General features: G+C 71.8%; 21 protein-coding genes, 4 tRNA genes and 1 other RNA gene. 13 read left to right on the top strand and 13 right to left on the bottom strand.

What is annotated here, in order from left to right; translation table 11 throughout:
* Positions 1 to 5 precede the first annotated feature (5 nt).
* The gene (locus ACZ63F_RS28955; RefSeq protein WP_469715132.1) at positions 6 to 470 is read left to right on the top strand and encodes a Clp protease N-terminal domain-containing protein; all 465 of its coding nucleotides are present in this window, start codon (positions 6 to 8) and stop codon (positions 468 to 470) included.
* A gap of 23 nt (positions 471 to 493) precedes the next feature.
* On the opposite strand, the gene ACZ63F_RS28950 is transcribed toward ACZ63F_RS28955, so the two are convergent.
* A complete protein-coding gene (locus ACZ63F_RS28950; protein WP_469715130.1) occupies positions 494 to 1,006 on the bottom strand; it encodes a GNAT family N-acetyltransferase in 513 nt (170 codons plus the stop codon).
* A 155-nt stretch (positions 1,007 to 1,161) separates the two neighbouring features.
* Between ACZ63F_RS28950 and ACZ63F_RS28945 the strand changes: the two genes are divergently transcribed.
* Positions 1,162 to 1,746, top strand: coding sequence for a Uma2 family endonuclease (locus ACZ63F_RS28945; protein ID WP_469715128.1), 585 nt, complete (start codon positions 1,162 to 1,164; stop codon positions 1,744 to 1,746).
* 60 nt (positions 1,747 to 1,806) lie between these two features.
* Here the strand turns inward: ACZ63F_RS28945 and purL are convergent, their stop codons facing one another.
* The 3 genes from purL to purS are packed head-to-tail and all read right to left on the bottom strand — an operon-like array spanning position 1,807 to position 5,002.
* Positions 1,807 to 4,065, bottom strand: coding sequence for a phosphoribosylformylglycinamidine synthase subunit PurL (gene purL / locus ACZ63F_RS28940; RefSeq protein ID WP_469715126.1), 2,259 nt, complete (start codon positions 4,063 to 4,065; stop codon positions 1,807 to 1,809).
* The gene (gene purQ, locus ACZ63F_RS28935) at positions 4,062 to 4,742 is read right to left on the bottom strand and encodes a phosphoribosylformylglycinamidine synthase subunit PurQ (RefSeq protein ID WP_351960315.1); all 681 of its coding nucleotides are present in this window, start codon (positions 4,740 to 4,742) and stop codon (positions 4,062 to 4,064) included. The genes purL and purQ overlap by 4 nt, the downstream gene beginning before the upstream one ends.
* On the bottom strand, positions 4,739 to 5,002 hold the full coding sequence (purS, locus tag ACZ63F_RS28930) for a phosphoribosylformylglycinamidine synthase subunit PurS (protein WP_093501106.1): 264 nt from the start codon (positions 5,000 to 5,002) through the stop codon (positions 4,739 to 4,741). Before purS ends, purQ begins: the two co-directional genes overlap by 4 nt.
* 384 nt (positions 5,003 to 5,386) lie before the next feature.
* Here purS and ACZ63F_RS28925 point away from each other — a divergent pair, with 384 nt between their 5' ends.
* The 8 genes from ACZ63F_RS28925 to ACZ63F_RS28890 all read left to right on the top strand — a co-directional run bounded on the left by ACZ63F_RS28925 (position 5,387) and on the right by ACZ63F_RS28890 (position 9,881).
* Complete coding sequence (locus ACZ63F_RS28925; protein WP_469715123.1) at positions 5,387 to 5,704, top strand: histone-like nucleoid-structuring protein Lsr2; 318 nt, start codon at positions 5,387 to 5,389, stop codon at positions 5,702 to 5,704.
* 136 nt (positions 5,705 to 5,840) lie between these two features.
* Positions 5,841 to 5,912 (top strand) — tRNA-Gly (locus tag ACZ63F_RS28920).
* A gap of 81 nt (positions 5,913 to 5,993) precedes the next feature.
* A tRNA-Gly gene (locus ACZ63F_RS28915) sits at positions 5,994 to 6,069 on the top strand.
* Between the two features lie 144 nt (positions 6,070 to 6,213).
* On the top strand, positions 6,214 to 7,137 hold the full coding sequence (locus ACZ63F_RS28910; RefSeq protein WP_469715121.1) for an ABC transporter ATP-binding protein: 924 nt from the start codon (positions 6,214 to 6,216) through the stop codon (positions 7,135 to 7,137).
* On the top strand, positions 7,134 to 7,895 hold the full coding sequence (locus ACZ63F_RS28905) for an ABC transporter permease (RefSeq protein ID WP_469715119.1): 762 nt from the start codon (positions 7,134 to 7,136) through the stop codon (positions 7,893 to 7,895). Before ACZ63F_RS28910 ends, ACZ63F_RS28905 begins: the two co-directional genes overlap by 4 nt.
* A gap of 26 nt (positions 7,896 to 7,921) precedes the next feature.
* Positions 7,922 to 9,175: a sensor histidine kinase gene (locus ACZ63F_RS28900; RefSeq protein ID WP_469715117.1), complete on the top strand. Its 1,254-nt coding sequence runs from the start codon at positions 7,922 to 7,924 to the stop codon at positions 9,173 to 9,175.
* On the top strand, positions 9,172 to 9,786 hold the full coding sequence (locus ACZ63F_RS28895; protein ID WP_469715114.1) for a response regulator: 615 nt from the start codon (positions 9,172 to 9,174) through the stop codon (positions 9,784 to 9,786). The genes ACZ63F_RS28900 and ACZ63F_RS28895 overlap by 4 nt, the downstream gene beginning before the upstream one ends.
* Before the next feature lie 22 nt (positions 9,787 to 9,808).
* A tRNA-Gly gene (locus tag ACZ63F_RS28890) sits at positions 9,809 to 9,881 on the top strand.
* A gap of 98 nt (positions 9,882 to 9,979) precedes the next feature.
* Here ACZ63F_RS28890 and ACZ63F_RS28885 read toward each other — a convergent pair.
* From ACZ63F_RS28885 to ffs, 6 genes are all read right to left on the bottom strand, one after another.
* Positions 9,980 to 10,879, bottom strand: a complete 900-nt coding sequence (locus tag ACZ63F_RS28885; RefSeq protein WP_469715112.1) for a phosphoribosylaminoimidazolesuccinocarboxamide synthase — start codon at positions 10,877 to 10,879, stop codon at positions 9,980 to 9,982.
* Between the two features lie 106 nt (positions 10,880 to 10,985).
* Positions 10,986 to 12,482 (bottom strand): N,N-dimethylformamidase beta subunit family domain-containing protein, encoded by a 1,497-nt coding sequence (locus ACZ63F_RS28880; RefSeq protein ID WP_469715110.1) that lies wholly within the window; start codon positions 12,480 to 12,482, stop codon positions 10,986 to 10,988.
* Between the two features lie 269 nt (positions 12,483 to 12,751).
* Positions 12,752 to 14,629 (bottom strand): M48 family metalloprotease, encoded by a 1,878-nt coding sequence (locus ACZ63F_RS28875; protein ID WP_469715108.1) that lies wholly within the window; start codon positions 14,627 to 14,629, stop codon positions 12,752 to 12,754.
* 277 nt (positions 14,630 to 14,906) lie between these two features.
* Positions 14,907 to 16,163, bottom strand: coding sequence for a phosphoribosylamine--glycine ligase (gene purD / locus ACZ63F_RS28870; RefSeq protein ID WP_469715106.1), 1,257 nt, complete (start codon positions 16,161 to 16,163; stop codon positions 14,907 to 14,909).
* A 610-nt stretch (positions 16,164 to 16,773) separates the two neighbouring features.
* On the bottom strand, positions 16,774 to 18,915 hold the full coding sequence (locus ACZ63F_RS28865; RefSeq protein WP_469715103.1) for a DNA polymerase III subunit gamma and tau: 2,142 nt from the start codon (positions 18,913 to 18,915) through the stop codon (positions 16,774 to 16,776).
* 48 nt (positions 18,916 to 18,963) lie between these two features.
* An RNA gene (gene ffs, locus ACZ63F_RS28860) (signal recognition particle sRNA small type) lies at positions 18,964 to 19,058 on the bottom strand.
* Positions 19,059 to 19,131: 73 nt separating this feature from the next.
* Here ffs and ACZ63F_RS28855 point away from each other — a divergent pair.
* Positions 19,132 to 19,219 (top strand) — tRNA-Ser (locus ACZ63F_RS28855).
* Between the two features lie 910 nt (positions 19,220 to 20,129).
* Positions 20,130 to 21,323, top strand: coding sequence for a S53 family peptidase (locus tag ACZ63F_RS28850; RefSeq protein WP_469715100.1), 1,194 nt, complete (start codon positions 20,130 to 20,132; stop codon positions 21,321 to 21,323).
* Between the two features lie 434 nt (positions 21,324 to 21,757).
* Here ACZ63F_RS28850 and ACZ63F_RS28845 read toward each other — a convergent pair whose 3' ends face one another.
* The 3 genes from ACZ63F_RS28845 to ACZ63F_RS28835 all read right to left on the bottom strand — a co-directional run bounded on the left by ACZ63F_RS28845 (position 21,758) and on the right by ACZ63F_RS28835 (position 25,404).
* A complete protein-coding gene (locus ACZ63F_RS28845; protein WP_469715096.1) occupies positions 21,758 to 24,031 on the bottom strand; it encodes a bifunctional polysaccharide deacetylase/glycosyltransferase family 2 protein in 2,274 nt (757 codons plus the stop codon).
* A 14-nt stretch (positions 24,032 to 24,045) separates the two neighbouring features.
* Positions 24,046 to 24,825, bottom strand: coding sequence for a hypothetical protein (locus ACZ63F_RS28840; RefSeq protein ID WP_469715093.1), 780 nt, complete (start codon positions 24,823 to 24,825; stop codon positions 24,046 to 24,048).
* Positions 24,826 to 24,924: 99 nt separating this feature from the next.
* A complete protein-coding gene (locus tag ACZ63F_RS28835) occupies positions 24,925 to 25,404 on the bottom strand; it encodes a DUF1877 family protein (protein WP_469715090.1) in 480 nt (159 codons plus the stop codon).
* Between the two features lie 301 nt (positions 25,405 to 25,705).
* On the opposite strand from ACZ63F_RS28835, the gene ACZ63F_RS28830 reads away from it, so the two are divergent.
* The gene (locus ACZ63F_RS28830; protein ID WP_469715088.1) at positions 25,706 to 26,338 is read left to right on the top strand and encodes an RNA polymerase sigma factor; all 633 of its coding nucleotides are present in this window, start codon (positions 25,706 to 25,708) and stop codon (positions 26,336 to 26,338) included.
* The last annotated feature ends 50 nt before the right edge of the window (positions 26,339 to 26,388 follow it).

The raw sequence follows: 26,388 nt of genomic DNA, 5'->3' as shown, positions 1-26,388 counted from the left end.
CGACCATGTTCGAACAGTTCGCGGCGGAGGCCCGGGCGACCGTCTCGTCGGCGGTCGAGGAGACCACCCTGCGCGGCGACCGCCGCATCGGCACCGAGCACCTCCTGCTGGGGGTCCTCCACGACCCCGGCGCGGCCCGCACCCTCGGCACCGACCTGGAGACCGCCCGCGCCGCCCTCGACACCCTCGACCGCTCGGCGCTGGCCGTGGTCGGCATCGACCTCCACGGCATCGAGCGATCACCGATCCCCGCGTCCCGCAAGCGAACCCCCTTCACCTCGGGCGCCCGCGCCGTCCTCCCCCGCGCCCTCGCCGAGACGAAAAGGGCCCACAGCCGCCGCATCACCCCGGAACACCTGCTGCTTGCCCTGCTCGACTGCGAACACCCGGATCCGGTGGCGGCGCTCCTCACCGAACTCGACATCGACCGCACCGCGGTCCGCGCCCGCCTGAGGCAGCCGGGCCACTGAGCCGTCGGGCTCCGGCGGGGCGGTCAGGGGGCGAGATCGGAGGCCGGGCTGATCACCCAGTGGTTGCTGTTGATGACCCGGCCGGCGAAGTCGACGTCGATCTCGCCGAGGAGGCGGAAGCCGAGGGACCGGCAGATGCCGTTCGAGGGGCCGTTGGCCGTCGCCGGGAAGGCGTGGATGTCGCCCCAGCGGTCCTCGGCCCGGGCCTGTTCCAGGAGGGCACGGGTGGCCAGCCTGCCGAGCCCGCGCCCCTGGAACTCGGGCAGCACCATCCACCCGATCTCCGAGACCGGCTTCCCGCCTTCGTCGTGCGACCAGATGCACACGTTCCCGGCGACGATCTCGGGGGCGCCGGGATCAGGAACGATCATCTTGATCCAGGAGGTACCGGCCGCCGCCTCCGCCGCGTCCCGGCGCACCTTGTCCCTCATCCCGTCCCCGGGCAACGGACCGCCGAGGTCCTTCATCATCACGGGGTCACAGCGCATGCGGACATACGCGTCCACGTCGTCCGGGGTGACGTCACGCAAGTACATGCCAGAAGGATGCGGTGTTCGGCGCCAACCCGGAAGGTTCCGGGAGCCGGCCGTGACAGCCAAGAACGATCACCCGTGAGTGTGATCACCAGCCAAACCCGCACCGCACCGCCACGGCCTGGCGACACTGGTCTTCGCCTGGAAGGGGGTGCAACATGACGGTTATGGCCGAGCGCACGTCTCAGATGTCGGTGGAAGAGTTCGAAACGATCGCCTCCGCCGCTCCCGAGACCGTCACGTTGGAGTTCATCGACGGACGGATCGGAGTCAAGAAGGTGACGGACGGGGACCACAGCACCATCGTGTCCTGGCTCGCCCGGCGCTGTATGCAGAGCAGGCCCGACCTGGACCTGTACCAGGGCCAAGGGCTCCGGGTCGATGCGTACCGGGAAGGCAGAGCGAAGCCGGACGCAGTACTCGCGCCGGAGGCTCACTTCGCGGGACACGGCGAATGGGCCGACCCGGACGGCGCGCTCATGGTCGTCGAGATCACCTCGTACGACTCGGACACGGACCGACGGGACCGGCATGAAAAGCCGACCGCGTACGGTCAGGCCGGGATCCCGCTGTACCTCCTGATCGACCGGGACTCCTGCACGGTCACGGTGCACAGCGGCCCGGACCGGCAGGTCGGCGGGTACCGCACCGTCCAGACCTCGAAGTTCGGCGAGAAGGTGGTACTCCCCGATCCGATGCGCATCGAGCTCGACACGGAGATCCTCAAGAACTACGTCCGGTGAGCCGAGAAGGCCCCGCCCGGAAGCGCATCCGGGCGGGGCCTTCGTCCGTTCTGCGGCCGGTTACGCCAGCAGTGCCTCGATCGTGCCCTCGTGCGCCTCGCGCAGTTCGGACAGGCTGAGGCTGAACTCGCCCTGGATCTCCACCGCGTCGCCGTCCACGACACCGATGCGGGTGACCGGCAGGCCGCGGGCGCCGCACATGTCGTTGAAGCGGACCTCCTCGGAGCGCGGGACGGCCACGAGGGCGCGGCCGGCCGACTCGGAGAGGAGGAAGGTGAAGGCGTCGAGGCCGTCCGGTACGACGAGCCGCGCGCCCTTGCCGCCGAGCAGCGCGGACTCCACGACCGCCTGGATCAGACCTCCGTCGGACAGGTCGTGCGCGGAGTCGATCATGCCGTCGCGGGACGCGGAGATCAGGATCTCGGCGAGCAGGCGCTCGCGCTCCAGGTCGACCTTCGGGGGCAGACCGCCCAGGTGGTCGTGGACGACCTGGGACCAGGCCGAGCCGCCGAACTCCTCGCGGGTGTCGCCGAGGAGGTAGAGCAGCTGACCCTCCTCCTGGAAGGCGACCGGGGTGCGGCGGGCCACATCGTCGATCACGCCGAGGACGGCGACCACCGGGGTCGGGTGGATGGCCGCCTCGCCCGTCTGGTTGTAGAGCGAGACGTTGCCGCCGGTCACCGGGGTGCCGAGCTGGAGGCACCCGTCGGCGAGGCCGCGGATGGCCTCCGCGAACTGCCACATCACCGCCGGGTCCTCGGGCGAGCCGAAGTTCAGGCAGTCGGAGACCGCGAGGGGCTTGGCGCCGGTCGTCGCCACGTTGCGGTAGGCCTCGGCCAGGGCCAGCTGGGCGCCCGTGTAGGGGTCGAGCTTGGCGTAGCGGCCGTTGCCGTCGGTGGCGATGGCGACGCCGAGGCCGGTGGCCTCGTCGATGCGGATCATGCCCGAGTCCTCGGGCTGGGCCAGCACCGTGTTGCCCTGCACGAAGTGGTCGTACTGCGAGGTGATCCACTTCTTGGAGGCCTGGTTGGGGGAGCCCACCAGCTGAAGGACCTGCGCGCGGAGTTCCGCGCTGTCGGCCGGGCGCGGCAGCTTGTTCGCGTCGTCCGCCTGGAGGGCGTCCTGCCAGGACGGCCGGGCGTAGGGGCGCTCGTAGACCGGGCCGTCGTGAGCGACCGTGCGCGGGTCGACGTCGACGATCTTCTCGCCGTGCCAGAAGATCTCAAGACGGTCGCCGTCGGTCACCTCGCCGATGACGGTGGCGATGACGTCCCACTTCTCGCAGATCTCCAGGAAGCGGGCGACCTTGGCCGGCTCGACCACCGCGCACATGCGTTCCTGCGACTCGCTCATGAGGATCTCCTCGGGCGAGAGGGTCGAGTCGCGCAGCGGGACGTCGTCCAGGGTGACGGTCATGCCGCCGGAGCCGTTCGAGGCCAGCTCGGAGGTGGCGCAGGACAGACCGGCCGCGCCGAGGTCCTGGATGCCGACGACCAGTTTCTCCCGGAAGGCCTCCAGGGTGCACTCGATGAGGAGCTTCTCCTGGAAGGGGTCGCCGACCTGGACGGCGGGGCGCTTGGAGGGCTTGGCGTCGTCGAAGGTCTCCGAGGCCAGGATCGAGGCACCGCCGATGCCGTCGCCGCCGGTGCGGGCGCCGTACAGGATGACCTGGTTGCCGGCGCCTGAGGCCTTGGCGAGGTGGATGTCCTCGTGCCGCATGACGCCGATGGCACCGGCGTTGACCAGCGGGTTGCCCTGGTAGCAGGCGTCGAAGACGACCTCGCCGCCGATGTTGGGCAGGCCCAGGCAGTTGCCGTAGCCGCCGATGCCGGCGACGACGCCGGGCAGCACGCGCTTGGTGTCGGGGTGGTCGGCGGCGCCGAAGCGCAGCGGGTCGACCACGGCCACCGGGCGCGCGCCCATGGCGATGATGTCGCGGACGATGCCGCCGACGCCCGTGGCCGCGCCCTGGTAGGGCTCGACGTAGGAGGGGTGGTTGTGGGACTCGACCTTGAAGGTCACGGCGTACCCCTGGCCGACGTCCACCACGCCCGCGTTCTCGCCGATGCCGACGAGCAGGGCGTCCGACTGGGGCGCCTTCTCGCCGAACTGGCGGAGGTGGACCTTGGAGGACTTGTACGAGCAGTGCTCGGACCACATGACCGAGTACATGGCGAGCTCGGCGCCGGTCGGGCGGCGGCCGAGGATCTCCACCACCCGCTCGTACTCGTCCTTCTTCAGGCCGAGTTCGGCCCAGGGCAGCTCGACGTCGGGGGTCGCGGCCGCGTGCTCGACCGTGTCCAGAGGCGTCCGGCTCATGCGTTGACCAGCTTCTTGAGGATCGAGGAGAAGAAGGGGAGGCCGTCCGTGCGGCCGGTGCCGATCAGCGGCTCGACGGCGTGCTCGGGGTGCGGCATGAGGCCGACGACGTTTCCGGCCTCGTTGGTGATGCCGGCGATGTCGCGGAGCGAGCCGTTGGGATTGAAGTCCAGGTACCGGAAGGCGACCCGGCCCTCGGCCTCCAGCTTGTCGAGCGTGTACTCGTCGGCGACGTACCGGCCGTCCATGTTCTTCAGCGGGATGTGGATCTCCTGCCCCGCGCTGTAGTCCGTCGTCCAGGCGCTGGAGGTGTTCTCCACGCGCAGCTTCTGGTCGCGGCAGATGAAGTGCAGGTGGTTGTTGCCGAGCATCGCGCCGGGGAGCAGGTGGGCCTCGGTGAGGACCTGGAAGCCGTTGCAGATACCGAGGACCGGCAGGCCGGCCTTCGCCTGCTCGATGACGGTCTCCATCACCGGCGAGAAGCGGGAGATGGCGCCGGCCCGCAGATAGTCGCCGTAGGAGAAACCACCGGGAAGGACCACCGCGTCGACCTGGTGGAGGTCCTTGTCCTTGTGCCAGAGGGCGACCGGTTCCGCGCCCGCGAGCCGGATCGCGCGCTGGGTGTCACGGTCGTCGAGGCTTCCGGGGAAAGTGACGACGCCAATACGAGCGGTCACTTCGCCGCCTCCGCGACTTCGTCGACGCGAACCGTGAAGTCCTCGATCACCGTGTTGGCGAGGAAGGATTCCGCAAGATCGTGGATGCGGGCGAGCGCGGCCTCGTCGACCGGCCCGTCAACTTCCAGTTCGAATCGCTTTCCCTGACGTACATCGGAGATGCCTTCGAAACCCAGGCGCGGCAGCGCACGCTGGACCGCCTGGCCCTGGGGGTCGAGGATCTCCGGCTTGAGCATGACGTCGACTACGACGCGTGCCACTGGCACTCCCGGTGTTGTGGTGCTGACTGCTGAGCAGATACCCGTGATACCCGTCGGTGGTCTCCGACCGGTGCCTTCAGACTACCCGCACAAAATTTCTACGCGAGTAGAGTTGTAGGAAACTACGTGAGCCGCATCACGATCGGGTGACAGCGGCCGATCCTCACGAAAAGTTCTGGGAAAGTTCCCCGGGTTCGTCCACGACATCTATTGCGCTGGGGACACGCGGACAGATTTAGTCGGGCTTCACTTTGTATTGCCAGGCACTGTACAAATGAATTGGCAATAGCCGATACTCGGCACGTCATCTTCCGCCGTCGCGGTCATCGCCGATGAGCTGTCGATGAGCTGTATAGACGTGCCACACGAAGGGACCGAATATTCGTGGCGCAGAAGGTCGTGGTCACTCTCTTTGACGACATCGACGGCTCGGAAGCGGCGGAAACGATCGCCTTCGGACTCGACGGGAAGTCGTACGAGATCGATCTGAATCAGGCCAACGCCAAGAAACTGCGCAAGGCCCTGGAGCCTTACGTGGTGGCCGGCCGCAAGCGGTCGAGGTCGGGCAAGGCGTACAAGCAGACGGAGGTCGCCCCCGACCCGGCGGCCGTCCGCGCCTGGGCACAGGCGAACAAGATGGATGTCCCGGCCCGCGGCCGCATCCCGAAGAAGGTGTACGAAGCGTTCAGCGCCGCCCAGTGACAGGTGCGGCCGGCTGCCCTCAGGGTGCGTCAGCCACCCCTGGGGGCAGCCGACTTGCGCTACCCCCCTGCTGATCAGCTAATGTCTGGAGCACGCCGACGGGCCCGGCCGAAAAGCCGAAGCCCACGGAGTACATGCGGGTGTAGTTCAGTAGTAGAACATCCCCCTTCCAGGGGGAAGGCGCAGTGTGCAATTCCTGTCACCCGCTCTGCACCGCCGGTCCTGAGCATGCTTGTGGATCAGGTAGGCTGGTGCTCGCACCGATCGGTGGGAGCCGGTCGGGAGCAGTGCGGACGTAGCTCAGTTGGTAGAGCGCAACCTTGCCAAGGTTGAGGTCGCGAGTTCGAGCCTCGTCGTCCGCTCCAGCTCATAGAGGAAACCCCAGTCACATGACTGGGGTTTTTTCGTGCGCCCGCCTCCGGGTCGCCGGGACGCCCTCTGACATTTGTCATGGCGAGTGATGACACGGCGCACTGCTGCCCGGCTCCGGCCGCGGGGACGCTGGAGTCATGAACTACGAACACGTGATTGAGGTCACAGATCTCCGGCGTGTCTACGGGGGCGGGTTCGAGGCGGTCCGTGGAATCACCTTCTCCGTGGCCCGCGGGGAGATCTTCGCGCTGCTCGGCACCAACGGCGCCGGCAAGACGTCGACGGTCGAACTGCTGGAAGGACTGGCACCGCCCGACGGCGGCCGGGTACGGGTGCTCGGCCACGACCCGCACCGGGAGCGGGCCGCCGTACGCCCGCGCACCGGCGTGATGCTCCAGGAGGGCGGTTTCCCATCCGAGCTGACCGTCGGCGAGACGGTACGGATGTGGGCCGGCTGTACGACGGGCGCCCGGCCCACGGCCGAGGCGCTCGGCCTGGTCGGGCTCGGCGGCCGGGCGGCCGTCCGGGTCAAACAGCTCTCCGGCGGCGAGCGGCGCCGCCTTGACCTGGCCCTCGCGCTGCTCGGAAGGCCGGAGGTGCTGTTCCTGGACGAGCCGACCACCGGACTGGACGCCGAAGGCCGCCGGGACACCTGGGAGTTGGTGCGCACCCTGCGCGACGACGGAACGGCCGTCCTGCTCACCACGCACTACCTGGAGGAGGCCGAGGACCTCGCCGACCGGCTCGCGATCCTGCACGAGGGACGCATCGCGGCCGCCGGGACACCGGGCGAGGTGACCGCGGGCCGGCCCGCGCGGATGTCCTTCGAGCTGCCCACGGGCTACTTCCTCGGGGACCTGCCGCCGCTCGCCGCGATGGGCGTGTGCGGACACGAACTCGACGGCGGCCTCGTCCGGCTGCGGACCCGCGAGGTGCAGCGGACCGCCGCCGCGGTACTGGGCTGGGCCGAACGGACCGGGGTCGAGCTGCACCGGCTGGAGGTGCGTTCCGCCTCGCTGGAGGAGGCGTTCCTGGGGATCGCGAAGGAGGCTGCCGCATGAACACGGTGGTCGCGGCGCGGCTGCGCGCCCTCTCCCGCGCCGAGCTGCTCCTCTTCGGCCGCAACCGCAGCGCGGTGCTCACCGCGCTGCTCATGCCGCTCGTGCTGCCGGTCAGCGTGCGGCCCGCGATCGACCAGGCGGGCCTCAAGGGGATCGGCCTCGGCACCCTGACGCTGACCGCCGCGATCGGCTTCTCGTTCCTGTTCGCCGTCTACAGCTCGCTGGTCGGCGCGTTCGTCGCCCGCCGCGAGGAACTCGTCCTCAAGCGGCTGCGCACCGGCGAGCTGTCCGACGCGGAGATCCTGACCGGCACCGCCCTGCCCGCCCTCTGTCTCGGCCTGGCCCAGGCGCTGCTGCTGGCCGTCGGCTGCACGGTACTGCTCGACGCGGGCGCGCCCAGGGCGCCGTACCTCACGCTGCTCGGACTCGTCCTCGGCCTGGTGCTCAGCGCCGTGCTCGCCGCGCTCACCGCGGCCGTCACCCGGACCACCGAGAGCGCCCAGATCACCGCGGCGCCCCTGGTTCTCGTGTCCATGATGGGCTCGGGCATCGCCGTCCCCGCGGACGTCCTGCCGCACCGGCTCGCCGCGGTCTGTGAACTCCTCCCGCTCTCCCCGGCGGTCCGCCTGGTCCGCGCGGGCTGGACCGGGGAACTGAGCGCCTACGAGGCACTGGGCGCGGTCGCCACCGCCCTGGCCTGGACCGTGGTCGCGGTGTTTGCTGTACGGCGGTGGTTCCGCTGGGAACCCCGGCGCTGAGGGGCACGAGGGGAAACGGGACCGGGATGAGCGGGGCAGCAGGCGGCTGGTGGCGGCGGAAGACCACCCCCGCCAAGGTCGAGACGTACACGCGCTGGTCGTTCCACTTCTTCGCGGTGATCGAGGTCGCGGCGATCGGGCTGCCGGTGTTCTCGCAGGCCGGGCCAAGGGTCGCGGGCTGGCTGATGGCGATGGTCGTCGTCCACGCGCTGCTCTGCGCGGTGACCGCCTCCCGGGCGCTGGACTGGACGCGCGGCCGGCGGGGGCAGCCGGTGCGGCTGCTGTGGGCGCTCGCCGCGGCGACGTACGTCTTCGCCGTCGTCGCCCTCGTCCTGCGCAAGCACGGGCCGGGACCGGACCTGGACGCCGCCGGCGGCAGCGTCTTCACCGGGGTGCTGGCCTTCGGCGCCGGGACCATGGCGCTCGGGGTGCACCACCGCAAGCGGGTGCTGTCGCTCGTCGCGGGCTTCGCCTGCGGTGCCGGAGCGGTCTCCTTCCCGCTCGGCTACCCCGGGGCGGCCGCGCTGCTGACCGCGCTCGTGGTGTTCCTCGGCGGTGCGTTCCTCGCCTTCACCTCGGTCTTCTCCGTCTGGCTGCTGAACGCCGTCTACGAACTCGACGAGGCCCGCGAGACCCGCACCCGGCTCGCCGTCGCCGAGGAGCGGCTGCGGTTCGGGCGGGACCTGCACGACGTCCTCGGCCGGAACCTCGCCGTCATCGCCCTCAAGAGCGAACTGGCCGTCCAGCTGGCCCGGCGCGAACGGCCCGAGGCCGTCGACCAGATGATCGAGGTGCAGCGGATCGCCCAGGAGTCGCAGCGGGAGGTCCGCGATGTCGTCCGGGGCTACCGGGAGGCCGACCTGGGGGCCGAACTCGCCGGTGCGCGGGGCGTGCTGACGGCCGCGGGAGTCGCCTGCGAGGTGACCGGCGAGGCCGCCGGGCTGCCCGCCGAGGTGCAGTCGGCGCTCGGCTGGGTGGTGCGGGAGGCGACCACCAACGTGCTGCGGCACGGGGACGCGGGACGGTGCACCGTGGGGCTGCGGGTACGAGAGGGATGCGTGGTGCTGACGGTGGAGAACGACGGAGTTGTGGTGCGCGGGGCCGGCGGAAGCGGCGGGGGCGGTGGGTCCGGGCTCGCCGGGCTGCGGGAGCGGCTCGCGGTGGTCGACGGCACGCTGGAGGCCGGGCCGGTCGGGACGGACGGGTTCCGGCTGGTCGCCTCGGTGCCGCTGTCCGGTCGTGCGACCGCCGATACGAATGTGAGTGGAGTCACTTCATGACGTCACCGGTACGGCTGCTGCTCGCGGACGACGAGCATCTGATCCGGGGTGCGCTGGCCGCGTTGCTGGGACTCGAGGACGATCTGGTCGTCGTCGCGGAGGCCGCGAGCGGGCCCGAGGCGCTGGCCATGGCGCAGGCACACCGGCCCGACGTGGCGGTGCTGGACCTGCAGATGCCGGGCGCCGACGGTGTGAGGGTCGCCACATCGCTCCGCGCCGAACTGCCCGGCTGCCAGGTGCTGATCGTCACCGGTCACGGACGCCCCGGGCACCTGAAGCGGGCGCTGGCCGCCGGAGTGCGGGGGTTCGTCCCGAAGACGGTGAGTGCGCAGCGGCTCGCCGAGATCATCCGGACCGTGCACGCGGGACGCCGGTACATCGACCCGGAGTTGGCCGCCGACGCGATCTCCGCCGGGGACTCGCCGCTGACCGCGCGGGAGGCGGAGGTGCTGGAGCTGGCGGCCGACGGGGCGCCGGTCGCGGAGATCGCCGAGCGGGCCGCGCTGTCGCCGGGGACCGTGCGGAACTACCTCTCCTCGGCCGTCACCAAACTCGGTGCGGAGAACCGTCATGCGGCAGTGCGTCTCGCACGGGAGCGAGGTTGGGTATAGTTGCTCTCGCGCCACGGCGCATGCGGACGTAGCTCAGTTGGTAGAGCGCAACCTTGCCAAGGTTGAGGTCGCGAGTTCGAGCCTCGTCGTCCGCTCAGAGGAGAAGGCCCCCGGTTCGTGCCGGGGGCCTTCCGCGTTCTTCCGGGGCTTTCGCCGCTCCCGGGCCGGGGGCCCGGGAGACAAGCCGCCGTCGTCACGACCAGCTGTTGCCCGTCAGCCGCTCGTACGCCTCGATGTACTTCGCGCGGGTCGCCTCGACCACCTGCTCCGGCAGCGGCGGCGGGGGCTGCTCGCTCCTGCGGTCCCAGCCGGACTCGGCCGAGGTCAGCCAGTCGCGCACGTACTGCTTGTCGAACGACGGCTGGGCACGCCCCGGCTGCCACTCGTCGGCCGGCCAGAAGCGCGACGAGTCCGGGGTGAGGACCTCGTCGGCGAGGACGAGCGTGTCGTTCTCGAAGCCGAACTCGAACTTCGTGTCGGCCAGCACGATCCCCCGGTCCCGGGCGATGTCCCGCGCCCTGCCGTACACCGCGAGGGTGGCCTGGCGCAGCTGGGCGGCGGTCTCGGCGCCGACCTGGCGGGCGACCTCCTCGTACGACACGTTCTCGTCGTGCTCGCCGACCTCGGCCTTGGTGGCCGGGGTGAAGATCGGGGCGGGCAGCTCGGAGCCGTCGACCAGGCCCTCGGGCAGGGCGAGGCCGCAGACCGTGCGGGAGTCCTGGTACTCGGCGAGGCCCGAGCCGGTGAGGTAGCCGCGGGCCACGCACTCGACCGGGAGCATCTTCAGTGACTTGCAGATGAGGGTGCGTCCCGCCCAGTCGGCGGGGGCGCCCTCGGGCAGCTCGGTGCTGATGACGTGGTTGGGGACCAGGTCGGCGAGCTTGTCGAACCACCACAGGGAGAGCTGGGTGAGCACCCGCCCCTTGTCGGGGATCTCGCTCGGCAGCACCCAGTCGTACGCGGACAGGCGGTCGCTGGCGACCATCACGAGGTCTCCGGCCGCGTTCTGGTACAGCTCGCGCACCTTGCCGGTGTGCAGATGCACCAGGCCCGGCACCTCCACGGGCTCGGGCTTTTCGACGAATCCGGACACGGTTCCTCCCCGTGGTTCTGTACAGGTGCCCTCGATTCTCCCGTATGCCGGGTTGTGCACGGACAGCGGGGCGGCGCGGACACGTGTGCGAGACGGCGTGCCCGCGTCAGTCGTGCTTGCAGATGCGGTCCAGGAGGTTGGCGGTGGCCCGCTGGACCCGGGCGTCGATGTGGCCGGGGCGGTCCAGGGCCGGTGACCAGGCGAACGTGCCGGCGGCGAAGACCAGGGCCCCGGAGGGAGCGCGGTACAGCGAGGTCTCCTGGTGGCGCAGGACGCCGTCGTTGTCGGTGTAGGGGGAGTGGGCGAGCAGGATGCGTTCCTCGTGCTCGGGCAGCGCGGTGCGCGGGAAGTAACGGTCCGCCTCGCCGGCGACCAGGCCCGGGAGTTCGTCGCCCTCGTGCGCGCCGGTGGCCTCCCAGAGCCAGTGCCCCGCGTTCCGCACGATCAGGGGGGACGGCTCGGGCACCCGGCCCGCGTACTGGATGCCGACCGTCTGCTGTTCGGGCCGGTCGATCTCGCGCCAGAGCACGGGCTTTCCCGGGCCCTTGCGTTTTCGGCAGGTCAGCAGGCGGTCCGCGACCCCGGACGGGGAGGGGCCCAACTCCACCTGCCAGTACATGGTGTTGGCGGAGAGGAAGACGAGGCTGGTGCCGCTGTCCCGGGCCAGCTCGACGGTGCGGCGCATCTGCGGCGACCAGTACTCGTCGTGGCCCGGGAAGACCAGCCCCCGGTAGCGGGTCGGGTCGACGCGGCCGGCGTGCAGGTCGCGGGCGTCGGCGTAGGCGAGGTCGTAGCCGTAGCGCTCGGCCCAGCGGATGAAGTCGTAGGCGTGGCCGACGTGCAGGGGCAGGCCTGCGCCCGCGTACGGCCGGTCGAAGGAGACGGTGGTCGCCGCGTCGGCCTCGCCGAGCAGCCGGCCCCGCTCGTCCCAGGCGTGGTAGAGGCTGGCGCCGGTGCGGCCGTCCTCCGGGTAGAGGTTGTACGCCTGCCAGGTGATGTCCGGCAGCAGGAGCAGCAGGTCGGCCGGGTGGTTGTCGCGGATCGTGAAGGGCACGTGGGAGCGGTAGCCGTCGGCCGTGGTGAGCACGGCGACGTACGCGCCGATGCTCCAGTACGACGGGACCTGCAGCCGCCAGGAGAGCCACCAGTGATGGCAGGAGACCGTGCGGTCGGCGGCCAGCGGCGGGGGCTGGACGATGCCGGACAGCCGGGGGCTGGTGGTGATCTTGGACGCGCCGTCGCCGCCGTAGTGACCGATGCGGTAGATGTCGACGCTGAACTCCTGCGGCGGGTCGACGGTGATGTGGAAGTCGACGGCCTCGCCCGGGGTGACCGCGCCGGTCGAGGTGAACCCCTTGATCTGACGGTGCACGTCGTCCGCGGAACGCGGGCCGCCGTCGGCGGAGCGCGGTGCCGGGACCCGCGGGTTCTCGCCGGTGGGCTGTGGCCTGCCGGGGTCCACGTACCAGGGGACGACATGACCGGTGTCGTCGAAATAGGTCTCGCTGCCGCGCAGCCAGGGGACGGGCCCCTGACCGAAGGGGTCCGTGACGGCGTGCGCAAGTGCTCCCGACTCCCAGCGGCGGATCTGGTCCGATGCCATGGTGGCTCCCCTCCCTCGTGCCCCCGTGAAGTGTGCTGATCGAGCCGATGTGCGATGTATGCGATGTGTACGCCGTGCCGTGCTGTTCCGTGCTGTTCCGTGCCGTGCTGTTCCGTACCGTGACTGTGGCGTCTGTCTTATGTCGGATGCGCTTGCCACACCCGGCAACGGTCCCAGCACATCACATAACGCACGCGTACGGTCACGGTTCGTCGCGAATTTGCCTGAAGTGGAACACTTTGCTCCGCTAAAGCGCCGAAACGGCGAGGTCAGACCAGCCGGACCGGTTTCTCGGGCCGTATTCCGGACTCGACCAGCCAGGCCCGCAGCGGGGCCGGGTCTCCCTCCTCGATGAGGCTGAGGATTCTGGGCGTCAGGTCGGCGGCCCGCTCGCCGTCGACCAGCAGGGCCGGACCGTCGAGCCAGTCCAGGCCGGGGGTGGCTCCGGCGGTGTCCACGGCCGCGCAGCACACCATCGCCTTGACGTGGTCGGCGAGGAGTTCGCGGGCGGTGCGCGGGGGCTGGAGCGGGAAGAGAGGCAGTGCCCCGTCGTCCCAGAGGGGACTGCCAGGGCCGCCCTGGCCGCCGGCGGCCGGTGGACAGCCGGGGCGTGTGGTGCAGGCCGTGCTCGCGTGCGCTCCCTCGTGCTCCTCCCGGGCGAGGGCCGCGGTGAGGCCGGCGGCGAGTGCGGCGCTGCGTTCGGTACCGGTGGGCTCGCCGTCCGCCTCGTCGTCGTAGCCGGGGATGCGGACGTCGTGGCCTGAAGTGCGGTGATCTTGGCCGGAGGAGCGGGGATCGCCCTCGGAGGTGCGCGGGTCGTCGTCGTACGCCGGAAGGCTGCGGGGCCTGTCGGAGGCGGCGGTCGGGTCCGTCAGGTGGTCCAGGACCCGGGCCAGGGTGGGGCCGCCGGGGTCCGGGGCGCCGGGGTCGAGGGTGGCGCGGACCCCGAGGGCGTCCAGGACGCGGTGCAGGCGGGCCGCCTCGGTGCGCCAGGTGCGGTCGACGACCTCGTCCGGGTACTCCTGCCAGGCCACCGGCGACCAGGCCGGTCCTGGCTCGGCGGGGCCGCCGTGGAAGAGGCGGGCGGCGAGCAGCGAGGCGGCCTCGTCCACGAGGCCCGGTTCCTCCAGCAGGTCGCAGGCGGGCCGCTCGCCCAGCCGGGAGGCGAAGCCCTCGGCCAGCCGGTCACGCCGGGACAGCTCGGTGAGGGCCGCGACCACACCCGCGTCCAGCCGGGAGGGCCAGCGGCCCATCCGCCAGGCGGGCAGCGCGACCCGGGTGAGCAGCCGGTCCCAGCCGGCGTAGGCCAGGCCGACCTGTTCCTGGGCGACGATCCGCAGGCCGTAGTCCACGGCCTGGGCCCGCTCGGCGGCCGCGGCGGCGACCCCGCGCTCCATCAGCGCCGCGTGCTCCCGGCAGCCCCGCAGGAGCAGCCGGGCCACCCAGGCGATGCCCGCGCACACCAGGCGGGTGGCCGGGCGTCGGGCGGGCGCCGCGGAGACCGCCACCGCCGCGTCCAGGCCCCGGACGAACCGGCGGGCGGCCGCTATGTCCGGGTGCGCCGAGGGTCCCGTACCCGCGACGACCGGGGCGAGGACCGCGCGGAGCTCGCCGACGCGCATCCACCACAGGAACGGGGAGCCGATGACGAGGACGGGGGCGGCCGGGGTGCGGCGGTGCAGGCCGGGGGTGCCGAGCTCGTCACCGCCCTTGGGCGCGGGCGGCCCGTGGGCCGGGTGGGTGCGGTCCTCCAGCCAGCTGTCGCAGTCCGGGGTGAGCGCTATGGCGGAGGGCGCCGGCACGTCGAGGCGGTCGGCCAGGTCGCGCACCATCCGGTACAGGTCGGGGGCGGACTCCTCCTGGATCGGCACCGTGGGGCTCACTGCCGGGCGGGCGCGGGCCACGACCAGGGCGACGCCGGCGGCGGCCAGCAGCACGACGATCGCGAGGGCGCCGACGGCCCAGCGGGCGGTGTCCCAGCCGCGGCCGACGAAGTGGCCGGTGGAACCGCCGGCCAGCAGGATCACCGTGGCCGCGGCGGGCAGCAGCGCCACGGCCAGGGCACGGCCGCGGATGCGCAGCACGGCGAGGGCCCGGGTACGCGCTGCCTGCGCTCCCGCCTCCGCACCGATACCGGTACTGGTCACGTCCCGACCTCACCCCCTGTCTGCTGTCCTCGGCCTGTCCTGGCTGTTGCTCACTCCCCCACTGTGGCACCCGCCACTGACATCGCAATGCCGGTGGGCCAAGTGCCGGAACGCCTGCGCCGCACCCTAGTTGGGGGTTCGGCCCCCGTCAGCCGGATAGGGCATCGGTCACTCGATGGAATGGCTTTGGTCAGAGGTGATCGACAGACAGCAACGATCAGGCCCCGGATTTCTGGTCCGGGGCCTGATCAGGAACGGGTCTGCGGAGGCGGCGGGCTCAGGCCTCCTGGGCCGCCGCCTTCGCGGCGATGTCCGTACGGTGCTGGGAGCCGTCGAGGCCGATCCGCGCCACCGCCGCGTACGCCCGCTCACGGGCCTGGGTCAGGTCCGCGCCGGTCGCCGTGACGGAGAGGACCCGGCCGCCCGCGCTGACGACGTCGTCACCGGCGCGCTTCGTGCCCGCGTGCAGGACGTAGGCGTGCGGTGCGTCCTCGGCGGCGACGGCGTCGAGGCCGGTGATGGGGTCGCCGGTGCGCGGGGTGCCCGGGTAGTTGTGCGAGGCGACGACGACGGTGACGGCCGCGTCGTCGTGCCAGCGCAGCGGCGGGAGGTCGGCGAGGGTGCCGTTCGCGGCGGCGAGCAGGACACCGGCCAGCGGGGTCTTCAGGCGGGCGAGGACCACCTGGGTCTCCGGGTCGCCGAAGCGGGCGTTGAACTCGATGACCCGCACACCGCGCGAGGTGATCGCGAGGCCGGCGTAGAGGAGACCGGAGAACGGGGTGCCGCGGCGCTGCATCTCGTCGACGGTGGGCTGCAGGACGGTCTGCAGGACCTCGTCGACGAGCTTGGGGTCGGCCCAGGGCAGCGGGGAGTAGGCCCCCATGCCGCCCGTGTTCGGCCCCTCGTCGCCGTCGAGGGCGCGCTTGAAATCCTGCGCGGGCTGGAGCGGGAGGACCGTCTCGCCGTCGGTGATCGCGAAGAGGGAGACCTCGGGGCCGTCCAGGAACTCCTCGATGACGACGCGGTCGCAGGCGGCGGCATGCGCCTTGGCGACGTCCAGGTCGTCGGTCACCACGACACCCTTGCCGGCCGCGAGCCCGTCGTCCTTCACGACGTACGGCGCGCCGAAGGCGTCCAGCGCCTCGGCGGCCTCCTCGGCGTTTGTGCAGACGTACGAACGGGCGGTGGGGACTCCGGCCCCCGCCATCACGTCCTTGGCGAACGCCTTGGACCCCTCGATCTGCGCGGCCTCCCCGGAGGGGCCGAAGACCGGGACACCCGCCTCGCGCACGGCGTCGGCGACCCCGGCGACCAGGGGGGCCTCCGGGCCGACGACCACCAGGTCGGCGCCGAGTTCCAGGGCGAGCGCGGCCACGGCCCCGCCGTCCAGGGCATCGACCTGGTGCAGCTCGGCCACCTCGGCGATGCCGGCGTTGCCGGGGGCGCAGTGCAGCGCGGTGACGTCGGGATCGAGGGACAGAGAGCGGCACAGGGCGTGTTCGCGGGCGCCGCTGCCGATGACGAGGACCTTCACGGGGGCCAGCGTAGCTGGGTGGGCCGACTGGAGGTTCCTCCAAGGGGGCAGGCCGAGCAGCGGCCCCCTGCCGACGCCCCCTGCGGGCCGCCGCCCCCAAGCCCCCCTCCGGCCCGAACGGCCTCGTCCTCGAACGCCGGACGGGCTGGGGGGTGGCGTCCACTGCGGCGCCGTCGTGGCTGCTCGCGCAGTTCCCCGCGCCCCTTACGGGGCGCTGCCGCTCGGCCCGTCAGATGATTCAGGCAGCAACCGCCCCCTCCGGCGGTCGCGCGATGGAGCCGGCGAGAACCCCCTCAGCCGATCGCGCGTTGAGGCGGCAAGCACCCCTTCAGCCCGTCCGGCGTTCGAGGCGGCAATCACCCCCTCCAGCCGGTCGCGCGTTTGAGGCGGCAATCAGCCGCCGGCCCTTCCGGCCATTGAGGTAGTAGCGGCGGCGTCTCGCGGCACTTCCAGTGGACGGAACGCCGGACTGGACGGGAGCCTCCGCTCTCCTGCGCTGGATGCGCTGGGAACCCAGGGGCGCGGGGAACCGCGCGGGCAACCCCCGACGGCTCGCAGACGCCAGCCTGGCTGCACGCCGTGTCTTCGAGGCGTCGGCGGCCGCCACGCGTCACTCGTTCTGGATCTCCTCGACCACCGTCGCCCCCAGCTCCTTCACGATCAGTTCGTGACCGGAGAGGGCCGACTCGTCGAGGTCGGGGTCGTCCTCCTCGGGGATGTCGTCCTCGGGAGACACCGGCGGCGGCTCCGGGGCGCTCGGCGCGGGGGCCGGGGCCGTTGCCCTCGGGGCGGGCGTCGGCGCACTCTGCGCAGGGGCGGTGGCCGCCGGGGCCTGCTGGACGGGCGCAGGGCGGGCCGGGGCCGCAGGTGCCGCGCCGTATCCGGCGGGCGGAGCCGCGCCACCGCCGCCCGTCGGGTCGACGACCGCCTCGATCCGCCACTGCACGCCGAACTGCTCGCCCAGTGCCTGCCGCAGCACGTCCTCGCTGCCACTGCTCGCGAAGTTGTCGCGGGCGCCGGCGTTGACGAAGCCGATCTGGAGGGTGGTGCCGTCGAAACCGACGACCTGGGCGTTCTGGCTGAGCAGGATCCAGGTGAAGCGGCGGCGGTTCTTCACCGCCTCCAGGATGTTCGGCCAGAGCACCCGGGGGTCGAGGCCACCGGCAGGGGCGGCGGCAGCCGGGGCCGGCGCCGGGGCGGCTGCCGGGGCCGCCGAGGGCTGCGGGGCCTGCTGGGGGGCCGGAGCGGCGGCGGCGCCGCCCGCGGCCGTGGGCCAGCCGCCGGGGCGGCGGGTGCCGCCGCCGCCCACGGGAGCAGCCGTCGGCCAGGCACCGGGCGCGGGAGCGCCCGGGACGGGCGGTGCCGGAGCCGGCGCGGCGGCGGCCGGAGCCGGAGGCTCTGGAGTCGGAGGCTCTGGAGTCGGCGCAGGGGCCGGAGCGGGAGCCGGGGTCGGGGTCGGCGCCGCTCCCCCTCGTACGGCCGCCCGGGCCGCCGCCGGGCCGCCCCCCTGCTGTACAGGCGCCGGAGGCTGGACGTGCGCCTCGGGACCGGGGACGTACCCCATGGCGGGAGCGCCGCCCCCGCCCGAGAAGCTGACGCCCCGCTCCAGGCGGTCGAGGCGGGCCATCACGGAGCGCTCGTCGCCGTACGCGGCCGGCAGCAGCACGCGGGCGCAGATCAGCTCCAGCTGGAGGCGCGGGGAGGTGGCACCGCGCATCTCGGTCAGGCCCTCGTTGACCAGGTCGGCGGCGCGGCTGAGCTCGGCGGCGCCGAAGGTACCGGCCTGGGCCCGCATCCGTTCTAGGACGTCGGCGGGGGCGTCGAACAGTCCCTTCTCCGCGGCGTCCGGCACGGCGGCGAGGATCACCAGGTCCCGCAGCCGCTCCAGCAGGTCGGCGACGAAGCGGCGCGGGTCGTTGCCCCCCTCGATGATCCGGTCGACGACCTCGAAGGCGGCGGCGCCGTCCCCGGTCGCGAAGGCCTCGACGACGGAGTCGAGCAGGGACCCGTCCGTGTACCCGAGGAGGGACGTGGCCATGGCGTACGTCACACCCTCCGCGCCCGCTCCGGCGAGCAGCTGGTCCATGACGGACATGGAGTCACGCACGGACCCGGCACCGGCGCGCACGACGAGCGGGAGCACACCCTCCTCGACGGGGATCTGTTCCTTGCCGCACACCTCGCCGAGGTAGTCCCGCAGCGTGCCCGGCGGCACCAGCCGGAACGGGTAGTGGTGGGTCCTCGACCGGATGGTCCCGATGACCTTCTCGGGCTCGGTCGTGGCGAAGATGAACTTGAGATGCTCCGGCGGCTCCTCGACGACCTTCAGCAGCGCGTTGAAGCCGGCCGACGTGACCATGTGGGCCTCGTCGATGATGTAGATCTTGTAGCGGCTGGAGGCGGGCCCGAAGAAGGCCTTCTCGCGCAGTTCACGGGCGTCGTCCACACCACCGTGAGAGGCCGCGTCGATCTCGATGACGTCGATGGAACCGGGGCCGTTCCTCGCCAGGTCGCGGCAGGACTGGCACTCCCCGCACGGAGTCGGCGTCGGGCCCTGCTCGCAGTTCAGGCACCGGGCGAGGATCCGCGCGCTGGTCGTCTTGCCACACCCACGCGGGCCGCTGAACAGGTACGCGTGATTGACCCGGTTGTTCCGCAGCGCCTGCTGCAGCGGGTCGGTGACATGCTCCTGCCCGATGACCTCGGCGAACGACTCCGGGCGATAGCGGCGGTACAGCGCGAGAGACGACACGCATACGAGGTTATAGGCGCCCACTGACAACCAGCCCCGCCCACAAACGCAGGCGCCCCCCACGCACCCGCCAGAGCCAACCTACCCTTGCTGCCTTCCGGCCCTGGGGGAGTTCAGTCAGATAGCGCCGCGTGAGGGGCTCTGCACAGAGTACCCGACGTCAGCGGGTGGGAACGAGTTCGCGAGCACTCCTCCCGGTCATGTAATGTCTCCAGCGGAGGATTCGCCTAGAGGCCTAGGGCGCACGCTTGGAAAGCGTGTTGGGGGCAACCCCTCACGAGTTCGAATCTCGTATCCTCCGCCAGTGCCTCACCGGGCACGTTGTCGAAGGGCCCCACCGCTTGCGGTGGGGCCCTTCGACGTGTGATCACGGTCGGGCATCGGCCAGACATGATCAGGGGCGCACTGGAACGCCATGCCGGCCGGCATCTGATGGAACTCACCGAGGAATCGACGTTGCGGCTCGAGGCACATGAACAACGCCCGTCACACAGCCACGAGGCGTACCTTGTCACCGCAGAGCAATTCCGCGGTTGCAGTCGGCATGATCAGGCGCCACAGCAGCGCTCGGTTCGAACCGCACCGATCGGAAGGCGGCCCGGAGCTCGTCCTCCCGGAGCAGGTCCAAGACGGTGGATCTTGGTCCACGAAAACCCGGGGGCGTTTCCTCGGCCACAGCCATGTGCAACGCAGCGTGACAGACGTCGTCGAACGGCTGCGTGCGCATGCGACAGATCTTGCGGCGCACGTTCCTGGCATCACCGACTGCTCGGGCCTGTGCCCAGCCCTGCCGGCCGTCGGCAAGGCTGAGCCAGGCGACCCGGAGGCGTGGCCTCGGCCGTACGACCCTGATCACGAGCCGCCGCTCTCCCGCCTCCCGGCTCGGTGAGTCCACGGAGCCGACTCGGCCAGCGGGAGCACGTCACAGCGCTCCACGGAACCTCGGGCGAAGCCGGCACCCAGGTCGGTCCGGACATGGCGGCCCGCATTTCAGCCATGAGCCGCCCAGGAACTGCACAGGAAACTCCCATGAAAGGCAAAGAAATGCCCCTGCTCGAACGTCCACCTTGTTGACGTGACCGCGACATCCGTACAGTCTGCCCGGCCTCGGCGCGCACCCCGCGCCGCGGTCGTACCGCGCACCCCCCACAGCCTTCCCGGTTCACCCACCACGTGGAGGACGTACGTTGCGCAGAATCGTTTCTCTCCCTGCCGTGGCCACACTCGTCACCGCCGCCCTCGCCCTGGCCGCTCCCGCCGGCCAAGCGGCCCAGGCCACGGCCTTCCTCGCCCATGGCGTCACCGTAGCCCGCGCCTGCACCGCCCCGACGAAGAAGAACGAGATGGCCTGCAACGCCCTGCAGGTCACTGGGGGCACACCGCGGTCGGCACCCGCCGAGAGCGCGCTGACCGCGGCCGCCGCGCCCTCCGGCTACGGCCCCTCCTCGCTCCAGGCGGCGTACAACCTGCCCTCTGTCGGCAGCGGTTCGGGCCAGACGGTGGCGATCGTCGACGCCTACGACGACCCCGACGCCGAGTCCGACCTCGCCGTCTACCGCTCCCAGTACGGCCTGTCCGCCTGCACCACGGCCAACGGCTGCTTCACGAAGGCCGACCAGAACGGCGGCACCAGCTACCCGCGCGGCGACTCCGGCTGGGCCGAGGAGATCTCCCTCGACCTCGACATGGTCAGCGCGGCCTGCCCGAACTGCAAGATCCTGCTGGTCGAGGCCAAAACCGCGGCCATGACCAACCTCGGAACGGCCGTGAACACCGCGATCAGGCTGGGCGCGAAGTTCGTCTCCAACAGCTACGGCGGCTCCGAGTCCTCCAGCGACGCGACCTACGACTCCAGCTACTTCAACCACCCCGGCGTCGCCATCACCGTCTCCTCGGGTGACGGCGGCTACGGAGTCGAGTACCCGGCCGCCTCCAAGTACGTGACGGCAGTGGGCGGTACGTCCCTGAACACCGCCTCCAACTCCCGCGGCTGGACCGACACGGTCTGGAGCGGGGCGGGCTCCGGCTGCTCCAAGTACGACGCCAAACCCAGCTGGCAGAAGGACACCGGCTGTGCCGACCGCACCGTGGCGGACGTCTCCGCCGTCGCCGACCCGAACACCGGCGTCGCGGTCTACGACAGCTACCGCTCGGCCACCGGCTGGATGGTCTTCGGCGGCACCAGCGCCTCCTCACCACTGATCGCAGCGACCTACGCACTGGGCGGAGCCCCGACCTCCGGCTCCTACCCGGCGTCCTTCCCGTACGCCCACGCCTCGGCCCTGTACGACGTCACCAGCGGCTCCAACGGCAGCTGCGGCGGCTCCTACCTCTGCACCGGCACCACCGGATACGACGGCCCGTCCGGGCTCGGTGTCCCGAACGGCACTACCGCCTTCACCGGCTGAACGTCCGTATGACGTAAGCCTGTTGGCTCCGCACGCCGCGTGGGGGGCCACCGTCTTGCCGCGGCACTGAGCCGTGCCGCCGGGCCGGAGTCGGCGAACATGCCGGCTCCGGTCTCCCACGCGAACAGCACCTTCCAACCCGTCTGGCATCGCCTGGACCGCGGCAACGGCCGCGGTGATGTTCGCGCTCGCCCGTGGCAAGGCACGCACCGGCGCCGTGCTGGACGATCCGGCGCCGAGGTCCGAGGGTCGGGTCACACTGATCGACGGCCTGCCGGCGGCCGCCGTGCTGCTCGGCCCTCTGCCGGACTCCCTGGCCGGCCTGTGGCGGCCGACCCGGGCGCCGGACATGTCCTGGTCCACCACGCGCCGCGCGACATCAAGGAGGTCTTCTTCGGCCAGCGCTGACGGCCCGGCCCTTCCGGCCACACACTTCACTGCCGGCGGTGCCGCTCTCCGGGCGTAAACCCGTGAAAAGCGCCGGTCTGGACCGGTGGCTGATCCTCGTACGCCGTCGGCTGCCGGACGGACTCGTGCGGTACCAGCTCCGGGTCGGGTGTCCGTCCGCCCGCCGGGGCCTGGAGGCTGCCGTAGCGCTCCATGCGCTGCCACCGCAGTCGTGAGCCCGACAGGGCGGTGAAGACGGACTGGATGACCACCAGGTACATCAGCTGGCGGTAGACGAACTGCTGGAGCGGCAGGCTCCACAGCGGGCCGGGGCGCTCGCCGTCCAGGCGGAACGCGTACAGGCCCATCAGCAGTTGCAGGAGCAGGAAGGCGAGCCACAGGGCGGTGATGCGCAGCGGGTCGAGGAAGACCAGGCCGTAGACGGCGAAGACGTCGACCACGGGCGCGAGCAGGGGCAGCAGCACCTGGAAGAGGAGCAGGTAGACCAAGCCCCGGCGGCCGAGCTTGCCGGCGGCGCCGCGCTGCACGAGTGCGCCGCGGTGCTTCCACATCGCCTGGAGAGTGCCGTAGCACCAGCGGTACCGCTGCCGCCACAGGGCGTTCAGGGAGGCGGGCGCCTCGGTCCAGGCCACCGCGCGCTCCTCGTACACCACACGCCAGCCGGCGCGGCACAGCGCCATGGTGAGGTCGGTGTCCTCGGCGAGGGTGACGTCGCTGACGCCGCCGAGGGCGAGCAGTGCCCGGCGTCGGAAGGCGCCGACGGCGCCGGGCACGGTCGGCATGCACTCGGCGAGGTCGAACAGGCGGCGGTCGAGGTTGAAGCCGACCACGTACTCGATGTGCTGCCACCGCCCCAGGAGACCGCGACGGTTGACGACCTTCGCATTGCCGGAGACGGCACCCGTGCGGGGGTCGGCGAAGGGCTGCACGATCATGCGGACGGCGTCGGGTTCGAAGACCGTGTCGCCGTCGACCATGACCACCAGGTCGCAGGTGGCCGCGGCGAGTCCCGTGTTGAGCGCGGCGGGCTTGCCCGCGTTGGGTTGCCGGATCACCCGCACCCCGGGCAGCCGGAGCGACTCCACCAGGTCGGCGGTGCCGTCGGTGGAGCCGTCGTCCACCACGATGATCTCGACCGGATGGTCGGAGGCGAGCAGTGAGCGTACGGCGGCCTCGATTCCGGCGCTTTCGTTGAAGGCAGGGACGATGACGCTGACCCGTTCGGTCACCGGCGGCCCCCAGGACCCGGCCTGGTGTCCCTTGCGCTGCCGCCGGTGGCGGCGGGCCGCGACCAGCACGACCGCCGCGCGGAGCACACTGAGTGCTCCGGCCGCGTACATCAGCCAGCCCAGCAGCCGCACCACCCGGTCGCCGCCCTGCAACATGCCGATGAGGGCCATTCCCTGGAGGTGAGCGCCCAGTCCGGCGGGCTGGACCGGGCCGGCCATGCCGACCGCGGCGCCGACCGTCGCGAACCGGTAGCCCCGTGCCTTGAGCCGTGGGATCAGGGTGTTCAGCGCGGCGACGGTCTGGGAGCGGTCACCGCCGCCGTCGTGCATCAGCAGGATCTGCCCGGCGTGGCCGTGCGGGGTCGCGTTCGCGACGATGCGGTCCGTGCCGGGGCGCTGCCAGTCCTCGGCGTCCTGGGTGGAGAGGACCGTGACATAGCCCAGCGCGTCGGCCTGTTCGAGGACGGACCAGTCGGCGTTGTTCAGTGCGTCGTTCTCCGAGGAGTACGGCGGCCTCAGCAGTGCGGTGGTGACCCCGGCCGCACCGGCCACCGCGAGCTGGGTCTCGCGCAGTTCCAGGGAGCGCTGCCACGGGGCGAGACGGGACAGGTCGGGGTGGGTGAAGGTGTGGATGCCGATCTGGTGGCCGTCGGCGACGATCCGGCGGACCAGTTCCGGGTGGGCCACGACCTCGGTGCCGACGACGAAGAAGGTTGCCTGCACGTGGTTGCGGCGCAGCACGTCGAGGATGCGCGGAGTCCAGACGGGGTCGGGGCCGTCGTCGAAGGTGAGGGCGATGGTGCGGGTCCTGGGCCGAACGGTGTGCGGGGAGCCGGCGGCGTCCGCGATCACCGGGCCGCCGTCGGTCACCCGGCTGGGCACCGCATCGGCACGACCGCGGGGGCCGGTCACGTCGTCCGAGGTGATTCCGAACATGTGGTGGGTGTAGCCCTGCAGCAGGAGGGCCGTCGAAAGGGTCACCACGAGCACGCACAGAAGCAGCCAGTGCGTGCGGGGGGTGATCTGGCGAGTGCGGCGGGGCGAGGCGCTGCGACGGCGGCGATCGGTCACGTCAGGGCCTTGGCTCACTTCACGGGCCGGTGGGACGAGGCGGTGGAGCGCCCCTTGGCGGAATGCGCGGTGGTGGGGGTGGCGCTGGGGGTTGCGGTGGTCGTGGCGGCCGCGGAAGTGGTGCCGGTCGGCGTCGCCGTGGGCCCGGACGTGACCGCGGGTGCGGTCGAGGCCGTCGGGCGACCGGTCGAGGCGGAGGCCGTCTGACGCGCACCGGGGCGGGAGCTGTCGTGCGCCGCGCCGGAGCTCTCGCTCCCCGCCGCTCGGCCCGTGCCGGACGAGGAGCCGGAGTCGGGGGTGGTCGCGTGGGCCGCGGCCGGATGCGTCGTGTCCGGCAGCGGCACGAACGGGGAGCTGATGGTGGGGCCGCCCAGGACCGTGCTGATCAGCAGGACGACATAGCAGGCGGCGGGGATCACCAGCAGCTGTGCGGCGCGCCGCACGCGGCGCTGGCGGCGCCCCGAGGCGTCCACGAAGACAGGTCGCGCCGAATCGTCCTCCGGCGTGTCCTGGTGCGGGGGCAGCACGGTGATGACGTCGCCGTGCGGGGAGTCCCACTCCGTCGTGGCGGGCTGGTCCGGCCCGGCCCAGGGGAGGGGCGCACCGGTGCCCCAGGGCTCCGGCACGGCCGTCTCGGTGACGGCGGTGGCAGTGATGCCACCGCTCTCGTGGCCGTGGGCACGCCCGTACCAGACATCGCCGTACGACTCCTCGCCGTACGCTCCGCCGCTTTCGTCCGTCAACTGCACGAGTCCGCCCCTGCCCTGGCCGACGACCGACCTGGTCGCCTGCATGGAAAGAGCGCGAGAGGCCGAAACCGTTACACCTCCCGCCTCGGACAGCTACACGTCCCCCTTCGGACACTCACGTTTCCTGCCATGCACGGCTGCCCTTCACGCCTCGGCCAGCCACTTCACCACCGCGTACCCGTGCTCGGCCGTGTGCGCATAGAACGTCGTCAGTTCCCGGTGTGCCTCGGCGCACACCCGCCGTGTCTCGGGCTCCGCGCTCTCGCGGCCGTAGGGGAGCAGCAGTGTGTCCCGGGCGGTGGCCCACAGGGCGTCGAAATCGGCCGCCGTCAGGAACCCGGCCACCCTGCGGGCATGGGCGGCCGTCAGCACCAGCAGCGGCGGTCTGTGCCGGTCGGCCCGGAACACGGGGCGGCCACCGAGCACCACGTCGGGACCGTGCGGGAGAGCACCGGCGTAGATGCGCTCCTGGTCCAGGCAGCGCTTGTCCAGTACTTCCTCGCGGTGCCGACCGGCCCGGTGCAGGACGGTCTCCGAGTCGATTGCGAAGAGCTGTTCCAGCCAGGCCACGCTGTTGCGCAGCGCCGGGGCCGGCACCGCTCGCAGACGGAGATACGCGCTCATGACAGGAGGAGCGCACGGAGGAGGCGAAGCATCACGCGGGCGGGTGGCACCGGCTGATGGCCCGGCCGCCGGACGGGCGCGGCCCCAGCACAGGGCACGACGGAAACGTCACCCGGCCCGGACGGTGCCGGTCGCGCTGCGCCATCCGCACACCGGATCCAGCGGCGACGACGTGGGAAGGCTCCTGGGACGTTGTGACACTTCTGTGAGGATGCACGCTGGTCACCATGGGGCCGTCGATGCGACCGGAGCACGGCGGACGACGTGGACTCGGCTGTGATCGGTGCGAACGAGGGCAATCTTGGGCCAGGTACGGCAACCCCGGCGCGTACAGGAGTACGACGGGGAACTCGGCGCTGCGGTCGCTCGGGCCCAGGAGGGCGACGAGAGCGCCTTCGCGGTCGCCTACCGGATCGTGCAGCCGGGCATGCTCGGCTACCTCCGCGGCATCGTCGGCGATGAAGCGGAGGACGTGGCGTCCGATGCGTGGCTGGAAATAGCGCGCGACATCGGACGTTTCAGAGGCGACGGAGCCGGCTTCCGCGGCTGGACGGCCACCATCGCCCGGCACCGGGCGCTGGACCATCTCCGTCGCCGACGGGTACGACCGCAGGCGGACGGGACCGACCAGGACGTACTGGACTTGGCCGGCCCGCACAACACCCCGGAGCAGGCCCTGGAGTCCCTCTCCACCGAGCGGGCCCTGGAACTCGTCCGTGGACTGCCGCGGGACCAGGCCGAGGCAGTGCTCCTGCGGGTGGTCATCGGCCTGGACGGTCCGGCCGCCGCACGGGTCCTGGGCAAGCGTCCGGGAGCGGTGCGCACGGCCGCCCACAGGGGTCTGAAACGCCTCGCACGTCAACTGGGCGTGGGTGGTGAGACGGCGGAGAGTGTGACGGATGGGACTTCCCGCACGCTGGGGGAGTCGACATGAACGACGATGCCGGCAGCGGTCACCCCAAAGGCACGAGGCCCGGCACACCG

Source organism: Streptomyces sp. NPDC104761 (assembly GCF_055583445.1).
This window is presented reverse-complemented; position numbering and strand designations above follow the sequence as displayed.